The organism is Nocardia brasiliensis, from assembly GCF_011801125.1.
Lineage (GTDB): Bacteria > Actinomycetota > Actinomycetes > Mycobacteriales > Mycobacteriaceae > Nocardia > Nocardia brasiliensis_C.
Genome location: NZ_CP046171.1, coordinates 3,676,788 through 3,693,209, shown reverse-complemented (window position 1 = coordinate 3,693,209; position 16,422 = coordinate 3,676,788). Strand labels below are relative to the sequence as shown.

The 16,422-nt window shown below is 67.8% G+C and carries 8 protein-coding genes; all 8 read right to left on the bottom strand.

Going from position 1 to position 16,422, the window contains the following annotated elements; genetic code table 11:
* Nucleotides 1-7 precede the first annotated feature (7 nt).
* Genes F5X71_RS16780 through F5X71_RS16745 form a run of 8 tightly spaced genes read right to left on the bottom strand, consistent with a single transcriptional unit; the run spans nt 8 to nt 16,256 of the window.
* Nucleotides 8-730: a response regulator transcription factor gene (locus tag F5X71_RS16780; protein WP_167462811.1), complete on the bottom strand. Its 723-nt coding sequence runs from the start codon at nt 728-730 to the stop codon at nt 8-10.
* The gene (locus F5X71_RS16775; protein WP_167462810.1) at nt 727-2,142 is read right to left on the bottom strand and encodes a cation:proton antiporter; all 1,416 of its coding nucleotides are present in this window, start codon (nt 2,140-2,142) and stop codon (nt 727-729) included. Before F5X71_RS16775 ends, F5X71_RS16780 begins: the two co-directional genes overlap by 4 nt.
* Before the next feature lie 56 nt (nt 2,143-2,198).
* Nucleotides 2,199-2,675: a PaaI family thioesterase gene (locus tag F5X71_RS16770; RefSeq protein ID WP_167462809.1), complete on the bottom strand. Its 477-nt coding sequence runs from the start codon at nt 2,673-2,675 to the stop codon at nt 2,199-2,201.
* Nucleotides 2,672-3,472: an alpha/beta fold hydrolase gene (locus tag F5X71_RS16765; protein WP_167462808.1), complete on the bottom strand. Its 801-nt coding sequence runs from the start codon at nt 3,470-3,472 to the stop codon at nt 2,672-2,674. The genes F5X71_RS16770 and F5X71_RS16765 overlap by 4 nt, the downstream gene beginning before the upstream one ends.
* Entirely contained in the window at nt 3,469-5,259 is a 1,791-nt protein-coding gene (locus F5X71_RS16760; RefSeq protein WP_167462807.1) for a long-chain-acyl-CoA synthetase, read from the bottom strand. Before F5X71_RS16760 ends, F5X71_RS16765 begins: the two co-directional genes overlap by 4 nt.
* A gap of 1 nt (nt 5,260) precedes the next feature.
* Nucleotides 5,261-6,178 carry an SDR family oxidoreductase gene (locus F5X71_RS16755; protein WP_167462806.1) on the bottom strand — a complete coding sequence of 306 codons (918 nt, stop codon included), beginning with the start codon at nt 6,176-6,178 and terminating at the stop codon, nt 5,261-5,263.
* 17 nt (nt 6,179-6,195) lie between these two features.
* A complete protein-coding gene (locus tag F5X71_RS16750) occupies nt 6,196-7,773 on the bottom strand; it encodes an NAD(P)/FAD-dependent oxidoreductase (protein ID WP_167462805.1) in 1,578 nt (525 codons plus the stop codon).
* Between the two features lie 26 nt (nt 7,774-7,799).
* Nucleotides 7,800-16,256, bottom strand: coding sequence for a type I polyketide synthase (locus F5X71_RS16745; RefSeq protein WP_167462804.1), 8,457 nt, complete (start codon nt 16,254-16,256; stop codon nt 7,800-7,802).
* Nucleotides 16,257-16,422: the final 166 nt, after the last annotated feature.

Sequence of the window (16,422 nt, the reverse complement as noted above, 5' to 3'; positions counted from 1 at the left end):
CAGCCGGCTACCAATCGCCACTGTCGTACTCCGCGCGGACGGCGGCGACCGCGGCCTCGATCCGGCTGGTCACCTCGAGTTTGGCGAGAATGCGGCTGACATACTCCTTCACCGTGTCCGGGCTGATGAACAACCGAGAGCCGACCTCTCGGTTGGACAGCCCGTCCACGACCAGCCGCAGGATCTCCCGTTCTCGTTTGGTCAGCGTCGAAAGGCGCTGACGCGCCTTGTAGTCCAGCGCCAGCCCGCTGTGCATCCGGCTCGGCTGCGGCGCCATCGCCAGCACCGCACCCGAGCTCAGCACCTCCAGCACCTCGAGCACCGCCTCCACGCCGCGATCCTTGGCCAGCACGGCGTCGACCTGTGCGATATCGGCATTGGCGGCGCCGCGCTCCACCAGCAGCGTGATCATCGGCGAATGATCCGAATCCCGCAGCCGCGCAACGGTCGCGGCGAGCCCGTCGAGACGCGCCACCGAGGCGTCGAGCACGATCACGTCGGGCCGCAAGCGCGCGGCCCGATCCACCACCTCACGCCAGGAACACGTGCCCGCCAACGCGAACCCGCCGTGCCCGGCCACCGCCCGTTCGAAATCCGCTCGGGCGAAAGAGAAGTCGGAGGCGACGAGCAGACTGCGCCGCGACACCACGGTGGAACCGCACCACTCGACCGGGCGACGACGGCCGATACGCACCTGGGTCTCCTGATCCGAGCCGAATCCAACGGTCATGGCGAACCATCGGTGGCGTCGACCCGGAGATTGCGCGCGAGCTGCTCGGGTATTCGCGCCGGCTCGGGCGTGTGCTCCTGCTCGGGTTCGCGCAGCTCCTCGCCCGAGGGACCGAACACGACACCCTGTTTCCAGCCACTGCGCTCGAACAACCGCATCACCGGGGTGGCGACGAAGGTCGTCACGATCGTCATCAGCGCGAGGACGGTGTAGAGCTGGCCCGAGATCAGCCCCGCGGTGAGACCGATGTTGAGCAGGATCAGTTCCATCAGACCCCTCGCGTTGGCGAGCGCCCCCATCGCGCCCGCCTCCCGCCAGCTCATCCCCTGCCAGCGGGCCACCAGGCCGATCGCACCGAACTTGCTCGCGAACGACACGATCATCACGATGACCGCGACCAGCAGCACCTTCGGCTCGAAGATCAAGCTGAGCTTGGTGTTGAGGCCCGAGTAGATGAAGAAGGCGGGCAGCAGCAGGTAGGCGACGAGCGGCTCGAACCGGTCGCGAATCACGTCGAGCAACTTGCCGCGCGGCATCACGGTACCCGCCACGAAAGCGCCGAACACCGAATAGATTCCGACGAAGTCGGTGAACCATGCGGCCAGCAGCACAACCAGCAGCACGACGGTGAGCGGGACGATCGGAATGCCGCCGCTGCGCTCGGAATCCCCGCTGCTCGGCGTCCAGCCTTCCAGCCGCTTCAGGATCGGACGCACCACGACCACCATGAACACCAGGTAGCCGAGGCCGCCGCCGATCGCGAGCACCGCGCCCGACATGCTGTCCTTCGTCGTCGCGACCACGGTCGCCAGCAGGACCCAGGCGCATGCGTCGTCGACGGCCGCACACGACAGCGACATCGTGCCGAGCCGGGTGTTCAGCAGGCCCGACGCATGAATGATCCAGGCGAGCATCGGGAACGCCGTGATGGCCACCGCGGAGGCGACGAACAGCCCGCCCTGCCAGGCGCCGACCTTCTCGGTGAAGTATTCGCCCTTACTCACCATCCAGACGCCGACCAACCCGCCGAGCAGCAGCGGCACCGAGATGCCCGCCAGCGAGGTCGCCCCGGCCTTGCCCAGATGCGAGCGCAGGATGTCCAGCTTGAACGAGGCGCCGACCAGGAACATGTACAGCACCAGCCCGAGCTGGCCGACCACGTAGATGGCGGAGAGATTCGGATGGGTGATCGAGGACCCGCCCACGTCCAGCGTGGTGGGGAACAGCCACTCCTGCCCCGTCGGCCAGATCATGCCGAACACCGAGGGCCCCAGCACGAAGCCGGCGGCCATGATCGCCACCACCTGAACCTGGCCGAGCCGCTGGAACAGCGGCCAGAGCAGGCGACAGGTCACCAGGATGACCGCGACCTGCAGAAAGAAATGTGTTGTGACTTCGAGCAATGAGGGCATACAAACCTCGCTGAGAGAGGATGTCCACCTCCGCCGTGGCGGAGGTGGACCGTCGACTACGGAGTCGGCATCGACAGAACCTGAACGGTGGACACCGCTGTCGCCACCAACTTGCCGTCCTCGCTATGTGCTTCCGCGGCTAGGTAGATCGCCGTGCGGCCTGCCTTGCGCACCACCGCGGTCAGCCGCAGCCGCTGCCCGGGGAACGTCTGGCGCATGAAGTGCGTCGTCAGCTCCAGCGTCGTCGTCGGGCCGCGCGCGGTCAGGTAGCTGAGCGGGCCGATGAGGTTGTCGAACATCGCCGAGAGGAATCCGCCCTGCACCAGCCCGACCGCGTTGGCGTAGCTCGGCGGCGCGGCCACGGTCGCGGTCAGCGACGTGCCCGGCACGTATTCCTCGAACTGCATGTCCATTTCCTTCGCCGAGGGCGGCGGAAGCTGCAGGCTCACCCCGGGCGGGGTGAAGCTGCGAAAGAGCTCGACCGTGTACTCGAGCACCTTCTCGTGGCCGTGAATCGTTGCGTCATCACTCATTTGGTGCCTCCTCGTCCATTGCCGCGGCGCTGTTGCGCGGCTGTCAGAAATGTTTCCAGCATCGCGTTGAATCCGGGGGCGTGTTGCACGGCATGACCCGCACCGGGCAGCCGCACCCGCTGCGCGTCGAGTTGCGCGGCAACGGCATCGCATACCCGATCGAGCGCGCGATTGTGCTCGCCCGAGCAGATCAGCACCGGCACACCCGCCTCGGCGATCGTCTCGAACCGGGGCTTGGCCTCGCGGGGCGAACGCAGCCGCCTGCCGAATTCCAGGGCGTGCCTGATGTCTTCGCCCAGGTCGGCGAGCATCGACGGATCCACACCGGCCACCGCGAAGAACTTCCGCTCGGCCTCCGCGTCGTCGGGGTTCGCCGCGTATTGGTCGGAGAGATCGGCCAATTCACGCACGTACTCGTCGTCCTGGGCGGCATGCCACAGCGGTGCCTCGATCACGGTCAGCGACCGCACGAGGTGCGGCAGCCGCTCGGCCACGAGCACCGCGCCGATGCCGCCGTAGGAGAAGCCGACGAGGTGCGCGCCCCCTGGCACCTCGGCGAGGAGCTCGGCCAAATCGTCCGCGTCGGCGAGGAAGTCCTGCCACCGCGCGGGCGGGCTCGGCGGAAAACCGCGCCGGCTCGGCACCAGCAGCGACCAGCGTTGCCCGAGTTCCTGCTGCGCCGCCCAGGTCAACGACGCGGGCATGCCGCCGTGCACCAGCACGAGCGGCGGTCCGGTACCCGAGCGCTCGATCGCGAGCGGTGCGTCGGCCGGATCGTAGGATTCTTCGAGTGTCATTGGCCCTCAGTTCTTTCCAGGGTCAGGGTGGCTCGCTCGTCGCGCATGAGCGCCGCGTATCGCTGCGGCGTCAGCTCGGTGTAGGCGGCCTCGCCCGCATCGCGGATATAGATGGGCTCCCCGTCCCGTGGCGTGAAACCGTCGCGCTGCAGCGCGAGTTTGGCCAGTTTCAGCGTCGCCGTGGTTTCCAGTGACGCGCACACTCGGATGAACACCGGCCGCGCGTACGGAGGCAGCACCGCGTCGAGATACGACGCGAGTTCCACACCGTCGAAGCGCGAACCGCGAGCCAGCACGATGGCCGCCATGCCCGCGCGGCCTTCCCGGCCCGGCACCCGCACCCCGTAGACGTTCGCCGCGGCGATGCCGGGCCAGCGCACGAGCTGCTCCTGCACCTCCGTGGTCGAGACGTTCTCGCCCTTGTAGCGGAAGGTATCGCCGAGCCGGTCGACGAAGAACAGGTTCTTCTGCGCGTCGATGCGGAACATGTCGCCGGTGTTGAACAGGGCGTCGCCCTCGCGGAAGGCGTCGGTGATCACCTTCGCGCGCGTGGCGTGTTCGTCGCGGTAGCCGCCGAACGGCGTGCGCTTGCGAATCGGCCCGAGCAGCACGCCGACTTCGCCAGGCCGGCAATCGATCAGGCGGCCGTCGGCACGAGCGAAGTCGTCGCGGTCGAAATCCCACTTCGCCAGCCTGCCGCCCAGGCGCAGCTTGCCGACCGAGCCGACCTCGCCGGAGAGATTGAGCGTGGCGATGTTGCCCTCGGTCGAGGCGTACAGCTCGACGATCCGGGGTATCTCGAAGCGCGCCTGCAGCGTCGCCCAGACATCGGCTTGCAGACCCTGGCCGACGATCACCCGAATGCGATGTCCCACATCGTGTTCGGTCGGCGCGGTGTTGACCAGGTAACGGCACATCTCGCCGATGTAGTTGAACCCGGTCGCCTCGTAACGATGCATGTCGTGCCAGAACGCACTCGCGGAAAACTTGCGCGCCAAGGCAAGCGTGCAGCCGTGCGCGATCACGCTCGACAGCGCGATCACCAGCGCGTTGGTGTGGAACAGCGGAAGACAGTTGTAGATCACGTCGCCCGGTTCCAGCCGCCAGGCCAACGCACCGGTCACCCGGCCGACGGAGGTCAACCGCTGATAGCTCATCACCGCGGCCTTGGGCAGGCCGGTCGTGCCGCTGGTGAAGATGTAGGCGCCCGTGTCGGCGAGCGAATGCTGGGCCGTCTCGGGCGGATCGGCGCTGTTCGCGCTGGGCACGAACCGCACGAGTCCGCCGACATCGCCCACGGCGGAGGCCTTTTCGTCCTTGACCACGCGGCAGCGCTCGACCAGATCGGCGGGCACGCGCTCGCGCACGGACAGGAACGCGGGCAGGCATTCCGAACCGACGGTCAGTTGTTTCGCACCGCACGCCGAGAGCGCGTGCACCAACCCCTCACCCCTGGTCTGGGTGTTGATGAAGGCCACGACGATCCCGAGCTTGCCCGCCGCCAGGTAGTGCCAGATGAACTCGGGCCGATTCTCCATCAGCAGGGCGAGCACGTCGCCCTTGCCCAGGCCTTCCTCGCGGTACGCGTGGGCGATCCGGTTGACCCGGCGGTTGGCCTCCGCGTAGTCGAAACGCTCGTCGGCGTAGAGCAGGAACGGTTGCGCCGCGTGCTCGGGTCGCCCACTGCGGCGTTCGAATTCGAACGCCAGGGTGCGATGGGAACCCGCGCCCTCGAGCATGCCCCGAGCGAGGACCCCGTAGGACCGGATGCGATGGGTCAACGACACGCTACGCGCCTCCCGACAGTTTCGCGGCGGCGGCCGGATCGGCGGCGAGCACCGCGGCGAAATACTTCTGGCGCGCTTCGTCGGCGAGCCGGTCCCAGCGCTCCCAGGTCATCGGCGTCGGCTCGTGCTCGGGCACCATCCGGTAGCGGGACAGATCCTCGATGCCCTTGAACCGCGCCAGGATCTCGTCGTCCACCAGCGCGTTGCCGGTGAACTTCGCCGGATCCTGTTCCAGCACCGCCAAGATGGCGTCGACCACGATGTCCTCGGTCCGCCAGTCCTGTGGACTGCCGAGCCCGAGATTCTGCGTCGCCAGCGTGCCGATCAAGGTGCGCGTCCAGATCGCGTTGCACGCGATCCCCTCACCCGCAAGCTCCTGGGCCAAGCCGAACGCGAGCAGAGTCGCGTTCAGCTTGGACGCCATGTAGGCGACCTTCCCGCCGACGTGCTCGAGCACGTCGGGGTCCAGCGGCGGGCTCAGATTGATGATGTGTCCCCACTTGCGTTGCCGCATATGCGGAATGCAGTAGTTCGCGAGCAGGAACGGCGCGCGGGAGTTGATGCTCATCACGAGGTCGTAGCGCTTCTGCGGGGTCGCCTCGACCGCCTGAATCCACATCGCGCCCGCGTTGTTCACCAGAAAGTCGACTCGACCGAATTCGGCCACCGTGCGCTCGACGACGTTCTTCAGATCGTCGTCGTCGCGCACATCGCAGCGCAATCCGAGCGCTCGCGCGCCCAATGCCTCGATCTCCCGGACGGTGTCGGGCACGCTGCCGGGTAGCCGGCCACCGCTTTCCATCGTCTTCGCCGCGATGACGACGGCCGTGCCCCGCCGCGCCAGCGCCAAGGCCAACGCCTTACCGATACCGCGACTGCCGCCGGTGATGATCGCTACCCGGCCTTCGAATTCGGTCAAGTTCGCCACTCTCCTCGCTACTGCGCCGTCGCCTGCAATGCCGACTCGGCCGGATCTCGCTGCGGCAGGTCGATCCTGGTGGCGATCTCCTGTTCGAACGAATCCGCCCACGCCTCGAGGCGATCGACATTGCGGCGCATGTCGGCGAAGGTCTGCGTCGCGGTCTTGTCGGTCAGCAGGTCCAGATGCAGCTGTGCGCAGATCGGCACCTTGCTGTACTCGACGAACAGATACTTCTCCGGCTGCGGCGCCTGCGCGGCGAAGGCACGGAAGTTGGCCTGCATGCGCGACTGTATGCCGAAGAACCGCGAGGCGATCGGATGGAACTCCGCCGCCGCGTCCGGGCTGGTGAGCAAACCCCGGAAGAGCATCTGCGAGGGCAGCGCCCAGTAGAACGAGGTATCCCACATCACCTTGGTGAACATGGCGGGCGCGTGGCCGAAGATGCTGTAGTTGTCGTGATACATCTGCAGATAGTTCGGCCACAGGTCCTCGAGCAGCAGCCGGTTGTAGGACTGGGCGACGTCTTCGGTCAGCCTGCCCTTGCGGTCGAGCTCGATCAGCCGGGTCGTGATCGTGTTGGTGTAGGCGATGTAGTCCGATCCCGGGCTGTAGAACGCGTCCAGGAAGACCGCGGCCTCACCGACACAAGCCCACCGATTGTGCGAGAACACCTGCGTGGAGCTGTAACTCGCGTTGCGCAGCACCAGGAAGTCGAGCAATTCGGCCTGCTCGGTGAACTTCGCCAGCGTCGGCTCGTGCTCGGCGATCCACTGCCGCGCCTTCGTTTCCGTCGAGTAGGTACGGAAGGGGTGGTAGCGATCGTCGGCGACGATGCCGATGCTGGTGTTGCCCGACGACAGCGGGATCATCCACACCCAATAGCCGGTGCCCATCAGGTGGTTGGTCGAGAACCACCGGCGCTCTTGGGTTTTCGGCCGCCAGGTGGGGCTGGTCGGCCCCGCCATCTCCTCGACGTCGTACTCGCCGCGCAACCGCCACCAGGCCGCGTTGATCTTGTGCGGGCTCGGCGCGCCGAGCCCGAGCTTGCGCTGGATCAGCTTGCCGCGCCCGGAGGCGTCGGCGACGAAGCGGGCCCGGACCGAGCGCTGCTCGCCGCCCGCGACCTCGTAGGTGATGACGTGATCGTCGTCGCCGGCCGCGAGATCGACGTCGACGACCTTGGCCTGCTCGATCAGATCGATGCCGAGATCCTTTGCGCCCCTGCGCAGGTCACGCTCGAAGATGCCGCGGTCGATCTGATAGGACGGCACCCTGGCGAAGCGCCGCGCGCCGATCTCCGGCCGCGCCTCGAACGGACCGTGCTGGTCGCCGAAGAACAGGCGCAGGCCGAGCTTGTGCAGGTGGTGCTTGTTGAAATAGCCGGTGAGGCCGAGCTGTTCGGTGAAGTAGTGCGCGCCGCCTTCGACGGTCGCCTCCCCCACCTTGTACGCGCCGTCGGGGATGTCACCGCCGGTGCGCTCGAGCACCAGCACCGAGAGTTCGGGCATGGTCCGCTTGAGCTGCCTCGACAGGGTCAACCCGGCGAGCCCGCCGCCACAGATCACGACGTCGTATCGTTGCATCGGTTTCATTGCCTCTCTCCGTTCCGAGCAGCCGCTCAGTGCCCATCCATGAGACTGGTGAAGCTCGGGTAGTGGTCCTCGGCGGACAGTTCGTCGGCGATCGTCCGCATCACCTGCGCGCTGGGGTTCTGGATGAACAGGTGACCACCCGGGACCGTTTCGAGCGAGAACCTGCCGCTGGTCAGCTTTTCCCAGCCCTGCAGTTGGTCGACCTCGAACAGCGGGTCCTCGGCGCCGCGCAGCACCGTGATCGGGGCCCGCAGCACCACGCCGTGCTCGAATCGGTAGTCGCCGAGCATCTTCAGATCCGCCCGCACCGCGGGCATCATCGGCTTCACCGAGGCCTCGTCCTCGACCGGAATGTTCAGCAGGTCGTTGTCGCGCAACACCTCGAGCACCCGGCTGTCGGTCTCGCGGTCCATGTCGAAGCCGTCGCGAATGTGCTTGAGGTTGCGCACATAGCTTTCGACCAGCGCCGGCGACGGCCAGCCGCCGATGATCAGTTTCAGCGGCACTTCCGCGTACTGCTGCTCCAGATACTTGGTGAGCTCGTAGGCGAGCAGGCTGCCCATGCTGTGCCCGTAGATCGCGAAGGTGCGATCCAGGTGCGGCAGCATCGCGTCGGCGAGCTCCTCGATGAAGGCGGGCATGGAGTCGAACGGGACCTCGTTGACCCGATCTTCGCGACCCGGATACTGAATGCCCACCACTTCCACCGTGTCCGGCAGGAAGTTCGGCCACGGCGTGAACACCGAGGCGCCACCACCGACGAACGGCAGCGCGAACACGCGCAGCGACGCGGTGCTCGAGCGTCCCTTCACCGTATGGATCCAGCGTTGCGTGCCCGCGTTCTCCGACGCGACCGGCAGCACACCGTTGGCCTCGCCGAACACCTGCGCCAGCACCTCGTCGGTGAGTTCGACCAGCGTCGGGCCCCGCATCAACCCCATGGTCGGGAAGTCGATGTCGAGATGCTTGGCCAGCGCGTTGCGGATCTGCCCGGCCATCAGCGAGTCCATGCCGAGGTCGGTCAGGGCCACGTCGTGGGCGAGCCGGTCGATCGGCATGTCGAAGATCCGCGAGATCTGTTGCGACAGTGCCTCGATCAGCCGCGGCTGCCGCGCGGGCTCGTCGAGCTCGAGCAGTTCGGCACGCAGGCCCTCGGTGCCGCCGGTCGCCGCCGTACCCGCGCTCTCGGCGAGCGCCAGATGCGCCAGCCGCGGCGAGCTGCGGATGATCGGCATGACCTGGTTCATCTTCGACCAGTTCACGCCGAACACGCTGGTGCTCGTGACGCCCTGGGCCAGGCACCGACCGATGAAGTCGAGCGCGTGGTCCGGGATGATCGGCGTCCAGCCGAGCCGGGCCAGGGTGTCGAGCTTGGTGCGCGCGACGAACCCGACCTCGGCCAGTGCGCCCCAGTTGACCGTCAGGGCGGGCAGGCCGAGTTCCCGCCGATGCTTGGCGAGCGCCTCCAGGAACCCGTTGGCGGCAGCGTAGTTCGCTTGGCCGGGGGTACCCACGTTCCAGCTCATCGACGAGAACATGACGAACGAGTCGAGGTCCAGATCGCGGGTGTGGTTGTGCAGGTGCCAGGCGCCGTCGACCTTGGGCTGCACGGTCCGCAGGAACTGTTCCTCGGTCATGCCGGCCAGCGGACCGTCCGCGAGCACCATCGCCGCGTGGTAGATCCCGCGCAGCGGCGGCAGTTCCGCGATCCGTTCCAGCAGGCCGACCACATCGGACTCGATCGACACGTCGGCCCGTTCCAGGACCACCTCGACGCCCTTGGCGCGCATCTGCTCGATCGGCGCCTCGTTCTCCTCGTCGATCTGGGCCCGGCGCCCGACCAGCACCACCGTGCGCGCGCCGTTGTCGACCAGCCACTGCGCGGTGCGCAGACCGAAACCGGAGTAGCCGCCGGTGATCAGGTAGGTCCCGTCGCCGTCGAACGCCTGCTCCCCGGTCACCGTCGGATGCACGAGCACCTCGGTGTCGTCGTCGAATTCGACGACGACCTTGCCGATCTGCTTGGCCGAGGCCATGAACCGGAACGCGGAGGCGACCTCGACCGCACCGAAGGCGGTGTGCGGCAGGGCGGGCAGCGTCTGATCGCCGATGCGCTGCAACACCTCCACCATCGCCTCGCGGCACAGTTCGGGATCCTCGAGCAGCAGCCGGTCGATATCGATCGCGGCATAGCTCAGGTTGTTGCCGAACGGCTTCAGGCCGAGCTTGTAGTTGTCGTAGATGTCCTTCTTACCGATTTCCAGGAACCGTCCACGCGGGCGCAGCAGCTCGAGGCTCTTCGGAATCGTCTCGCCCTGCAGGGAATTCAGCACCACGTCGACACCGTCGTAGCGCTGCCTGATCTCGTCCGCGAACGCGAGCGAGCGCGAGTCGAAGACCGCCTCGATGCCGAGTGCCCGCAGGTACTCCCGCTTCTCCTCGCTGCCCGCGGTGGCCAGCACGGTCGCGCCGAGCGAGCGGGCGATGTGCACCGCGGCCAGGCCGACGCCGCCCGCGGCCGCATGCACCAGCACCCGTTGTCCCTTGCGCAGCCTGCCCACCTCGACCAGCGCGTACCACGCGGTCAGGTACGCCATCGGCAGCGTCGCCGCCTCGGCGTCGGACAGGCGGGCCGGCGCCTGGTAGACCCGACGCACGTCGGCGACGACCAGGGAACCGAAGCAGCCACGGGCGAAGCCGATCACCCGGTCACCCGGTGCGAAGCCGTCCACCCCCGGTCCGACCTCGGTGATCACACCGGCGCACTCGACGCCGAGGTTCTTCTCGTAGAAGCCGCCGAAGGTCGCGCCGTCGGAGAGCATGCCGAGCGAGAGCATGATGTCGCGGAAGTTCAGGCCGGTGGCGAGCGGCCGGATGGCCGCCTCCCCCGCACCGAGCACCGGCACCGGCTGCCGTTCGTAGCGCAGCTGCTCGATCTCGGGATCGGCGGGCACCGACAGCGCGAACGGCGTCGGATCCGAGACGCGGGCCGGGGTCGCGACCGAGGCCTCGAACTCGGCGAGCGAGACGTGTTCGAGCCGGTCGATGAACCGGGTCTCGCCGCGGAAGGCGATCTCCTCGTCCGCCGTGTCCACGTGCAACAGCTCCTGGAACAGCTGCGCCGCACGCTGGGCCGCGCCCGCCGCCGGGTCGAAGTCGAAGATCTTCGCCCGCAGGCTGCTGTGCTCGCTCAACAGCACACGCAGGATGCCCCAGCTGGGCACCTGGGTGAGCGCGACCCGCTCGGCCCGATCGAGCACCTGCGCACCGGAGGTCGCGATCCACAATCGGGGCGCCTGGTCCCACTCCAGTTCCTCGACCGCCTGTGCCAGCGCGATCACGCTGTAGGCGCCCTCGGTCTCGACGGCGGGCAGCAGTTCGGTGCTCAGCTCGGTGCCCGCGTAGTCCAGGTTCCACAGATGCAGCACGCCGGCGATCTCGCCTGCCCGCGCCCGCACCTGCTCGAGCACCCGCTGCAGGTCTTCGCTGCTGTTCGGCCGCACCCGGAAGGTGTTGGCGTCGATCTCCTCGAACTCGGTGCCGCGGGTGACCACCACGCCGGCCGCACCGCCCTCGGTGAGCAGTCCGACGTAGCGATCGCCGACGCCGTCGGCGTCCGCGAGCACCACCCACGAACCCTGCTCGATGCGCGGCTGGTGCGGTTCGAGATCGATCGCGGGCGTGCGCGCCAGGATCACCGAGTTGCCGGTCTGCTCCGGTGTCGCCATGTCGGAGAAGATCTGCACGTCCTCGAAACCGATGGAGGGCAAGAACTCCCGCCACCTCGACTCCGCCATCAGCGGGTAGTCGGGCCGTACCTCGTGATCACTGAACGCCCACCAGCCCTCGGTCATGCCGAAGGTCAGGTCGACCCAGTGCGGCGGCACCGTCGCCTCGACGACCAGCAGCATGCCCTGCGCGGTCAGCAGGCGCTGCACGTTGGCGAGGGTGGCGCTCAGGCTCGCCGTGGCGTGCACGACGTTCGAGGCCACGACGATGTCGTAGTAGTGCGCGTCGAAGCCCTGCGCCTCGATGTCCTGCTCGATGTCGAGCACGCGATAGTCGACGAACTCGAATTCGGCGAACCGATGCCGCGCCTTGCCCAGGAACAGCTGTGTGACATCGGAATACACGTACTCGGCCCGGTCCGCGGGCAGCTCGGGCAGCACGTACCCGGTGGTGCCGCCGGTGCCCGCACCGATCTCGAGCACCCGGATCGGCCGGTCGGCCGGCAGCGCGCGCACGCACTCACCGACGATCTTGCTCACGATGCGGTTGGCCTTGCCGAACGAGAACGAGGGGCCGTAAAGGTCTGCGACCGACTGGAATTCGTCCTCGGGGAAGATCAGCTCGATGGGGTTCACGTCGTCGCGCAGCACGGCGGTCAACTCGGTGCCACAGCGACCGAGCACCGCCAGTTCGGGCTCGCACTCCGGGTGCAGTTCCTGCAGCCTGGCCAGCTCCGCGCGGGTGTCCACCCGCTCGGGCACGGTACGCAGCCGCCACGCGTCGCCGTCCGGCTCGGTGATCCCGTGCCGGGCAAGCAGTTCCAGCAACCGGGCCAGGTAGCGCCGATGCTTGTCGTGCACCCGCATCTCGGCCGCGAGTTCGTCGACGGTGCAGCGACGCCCCGCCGCGAACTCCATGCCGAGCAGGTAGAACGCCTCGGTCACGAACGCGATGCACAGCGCGTCCATCACCGACTCGGTGCCCGCGTGGTACTCCCGGTTGACCGACCAGTTCTGCAACTCCTCGACCAGCGGATCGACCGCGGCGTCGAGCGCCGCGGGCGTGGCGAGCGCGGCGGGCATGCGGGTCTTGGTGCGCACCGGCGCCTCGTGCCAGCGGAACTCATAGAGCCACTGCAACAGTGCGTCGCTGTCCTCGGCGGTCGTGGTGATCGACTTGCCGCGGAAGCCCTCGAGTTCGGCGACGAGCGTGCCGTCCTCGTTGACGATCCACAGATCACCGAAGCAATAGTTGATGTCCTCGCTGACCTGCGCGCGTCCGTAGCAGTAGACCCGGCCGCTCGCCTTCGCGTAGAAGCTGAGCCGCTGCACCTCGACCGGCAGGTACAGGGTCTTGTCCTCGTTGTTCGGATCGTTGCCCATCGAGATCGACAGCGACTGGAAGCACGAGTCGAGCACCGCCGGATGAATCGCGTGGCGCGGCGCCTCGTCCGCGAGCGCGGCCGGGGTGTCGATCCGGCCGAGCGACTTCAGCTCGGCGTAGCCGAGTTTGGTGATCGCCTTGAAGGTCGGGCCGAGCATCAGGCCGTTGTTGCGGAGCTTGGCGAAGACCTTGGCCGGTTCGATCTCCAGCGGGCATTCGGCCTCGAGGTCGGCGAAGGGCACCGGCAGCTCGGTGTCGGGTGCGCCGCGGCGCACCGTGCCGACCGAGTGCAGGGTCCAGTCTTTGTCGCCGTCCTGCCTGCTGTACACCGAGTAGTCCAGCGACGGCGTCAGCACCACCTGGACGACGGGCGCGGGACGATCGTCGAAGACGAACAGCGCGCGCCGGAACTCGACGTTCTCCAGGGAGTACCGGCCTGCGCCGAACACGTCCTCGGCGCAGCCGAGCACCATGTCCAGGTACGCGGCGCCGGGGAACACGATGGGGCCCTGCACCCGGTGGTCGTCGAGCCACGGGAACCGGTCCGGATCGAGCACGATCTCCCAGACGTGCTTGTCCGGCTCGTCCGCGACCCGGCCGACCTCGCCGACGAGCGGGTGGTTCAGCGCGGGGAAGCGCCGTTCACGCGCGGACGGTGTTTCCAGCCAATAGGTTTCGCGCTGCCACGGGTAGAACGGCACCTGCACGCGGCCGGCCACCCCGTCGAACAGCCCCGCCCACGACGGGTCGAAACCGGCGGCGTAGAGCGCCGCGAGAGAGGACAGCAGGGTGGCGCGATCGCTCTGTTTGCGATGCAGCGACGGGACCGCGATCCCCTCGACGTGCCGCTGTTCGAGCAGCTCGCCGATGGCCGTCGCGTGGATCGGGTGCGGGCCGAGTTCCACGAACGCCAGGTGCTGATCCTCGATCAGGCGATCGATGGTCGGCGCGAAGCGCACGGGCTCGCGCACGTTCTGCCACCAGTATTCGGCGTCGAGCCCGCCGGTCGGCACGATCTCGGAGGTGACCGTGGAATACATCGGCACCGTGGCCGGGCCCGAGGTGAGGCCCTCGAGCGAGGAGAGCAGCTCGTCGTGCAGCGGATCCATGTGATGGCTGTGGAAGGCCACGCTGACCTGCAGCATCCTGGCGAAGATCTTCTCGGCGCCGAGCGCGCGCTCGATCTCCTCGAGCGCGTCGGGATCGCCGGCCAGCGCCACCGACTGCGGTCCGTTGAGCGCGGCGATGGCGACCCGGCCGCGATACCCCGCGACCCGCTGCTCCACCTCGCTCAGTGGCAGACCGACCGCGAGCATCTTGCCCTTGCCCGAGGCCTGCTGCTGTACCCGGCTGCGGTGGAAGATGACCCGCACCGCGTCCTCGAACGACAGTCCGCCCGAGACGTAGGCCGCGGCGACCTCGCCGATGCTGTGGCCGACCACCGCGGCGGGCACGATGCCCCAGCTCTGCCAGAGCGCCGCCAGACCGACCTGTACCGCGAACACCGCGGGCTGGGCGATGAAGGTCTCGCCGATCCGGCTGTCGGCTTCGTCGCGCCCGAGTTCCTCGGACACGGTCCAGTCGGCGTACTTGCTCAGCTCCGCGTCGACGCGCTGCACGGTCTGCCGGAAGACCTCGTTCTGCGCGAGCAACTCGCGCGCCATGCCCCACCACTGCGGGCCCTGGCCGGAGAACACAAACGCGATCTGCTGTGCGGCGGGCGCTTTCACGCCGGTGCGCACCGATTCCGGCGCCGAACCGCGTGCGACCTCGCGCAGTGCGTCGCGCAGTTCGTCGGTGCAGGCGCACACCATGGCGAGGCGATGGTCGTAGTGCGCACGGGCCTGGGCCTGGGTGGCCGCGATGACCGGCAGGCTCGCCGCCGCAGGCGGCTCCTCCAGGTAGTCCGCGTAGCTCTCGGCGTAGGCACGCAGGGCGTCCTTGGTCTTCGCGCTCAGCGCGAAAACCACCGGCTCCTGCGTCTCGACCGCGTTGTCTGCTTCATTCGCCTTGTCCGGCAACGCGTTTCCGGCCTCCTCCGGCGGACCCTCGAGGATCACGTGGGCGTTGGAGCCGCCGAAGCCGAAGGAGTTCACACCCGCCAGGCGGGGCCGGTTGTCGGGCCACGGCTGGCGCGACTGCGCCAGCCGCAGGCCGAGTTCGTCGAACGGGATGGTCGAATTCGGCACTTCCGCGTGCAGATTCGCGGGAATCTCGCCCTTGGTCAGCACCAGGCACGCCTTGATGACACCGGCGATGCCCGCGGCCGACTCCAGGTGGCCCAGGTTCGACTTCACGGCGCCGACGATGCAGGGGCCGTGCCCGTTACGCCCCTGCGCCAACGCCTTTCCGAGTGCGCGCGCCTCGATCGGGTCACCGACCGAGGTGCCCGTCCCGTGCGCCTCGACATAGCCGATGTCGGCGGGCAGCACGCCGGCGTCGCGGCAGGCGTCGGCGATCATCTGCGCCTGGGCTTCCTCGCTCGGCACGGAGATGCCGTTGGTGCGCCCGTCCTGATTGGTCGCGCTGCCCCGGATCACCGCGTAGACGCGATCGCCGTCGGCCAGCGCCGCGGACAACGGCTTGAGGATGATCGTGCCCGAACCCTCGCTGCGCACATAGCCGTCGGCGGATTCACTGAACGACTTCGACCGGCCTTCGGGCGAGAGGAAGGTGCCCTGGCTGAAGCCGATGGTCGCCTCGGGGATGAGCAGGGTGCTCACGCCACCGACGATCGCCATCGATGCCTCGCCCGAGCGAATGCTGCGGCACGCCAGGTGAATCGCGATCAACGACGACGAGCACGCGGTGTCGACCGTCATGCTCGGGCCGCGCAGGTCGAGCAGATAGGAAACGCGGTTGGCCACAATACAGTTCGTGACACCGGTCATCGTGTGGCCACCGATGAGGTAGCGGTTCTCGGGGTTGAGCTGGATGATGCCGTAGTCATGTCCCGAAACACCCGCGTACACGGCGGTTTTCGTGCCCGCGATGCTCTCGGGCACGATTCCCGCGTCCTGCAATGCCTCCCAGGTGGTCTCCAGGAACAGGCGCTGTTGCGGATCGATCCGCGCCGCCTCGTGCGGTGTGATGCCGAAGAAGTGCGCATCGAAGGACGTCACGTCCTCGAGGTAGCCACCGGCCCTGGTACGCAGATGGCCAGGCCGCGCCGCATCGCGATCGTAGAAGGCCGCGCCGGACCACCGGTTCTCCGGGACCTCACGAACGGCATCCTGCTCGTCGAGCAGCAGTTGCCAGAAATCATCGACATCGGAAACCCGTCCGGGGAACCGGCAACCGATTCCCACGACGGCTATGCCCTCGTGAGCGGTCGACTCGGTCTCGATCGATGAGCTGTGCACAGAATCCATCGCATTACCTTCGTTTTGTAACCACACGTCTATCGACCAGGCCGAACAACCGCTGAGTGTTGTTCTCGCCCAGCCGATCAGGATCCGTATCGACCATTCGCGCTTCGCCTGCGCGAAGCGCCCCACCATGCCGTCGATCGCGAGTGCGCGACGATCTCGGGCAGGC

Coding starts and splice junctions, on each gene's coding strand:
- F5X71_RS16775 (WP_167462810.1), bottom strand. CDS start 2,142: ATGCCCTCATTGCTCGAAGTCACAACACATTTCTTTCTGCAGGTCGCG.
- F5X71_RS16765 (WP_167462808.1), bottom strand. CDS start 3,472: ATGACACTCGAAGAATCCTACGATCCGGCCGACGCACCGCTCGCGATC.
- F5X71_RS16780 (WP_167462811.1), bottom strand. CDS start 730: ATGACCGTTGGATTCGGCTCGGATCAGGAGACCCAGGTGCGTATCGGC.
- F5X71_RS16750 (WP_167462805.1), bottom strand. CDS start 7,773: ATGAAACCGATGCAACGATACGACGTCGTGATCTGTGGCGGCGGGCTC.
- F5X71_RS16770 (WP_167462809.1), bottom strand. CDS start 2,675: ATGAGTGATGACGCAACGATTCACGGCCACGAGAAGGTGCTCGAGTAC.
- F5X71_RS16745 (WP_167462804.1), bottom strand. CDS start 16,256: ATGGATTCTGTGCACAGCTCATCGATCGAGACCGAGTCGACCGCTCAC.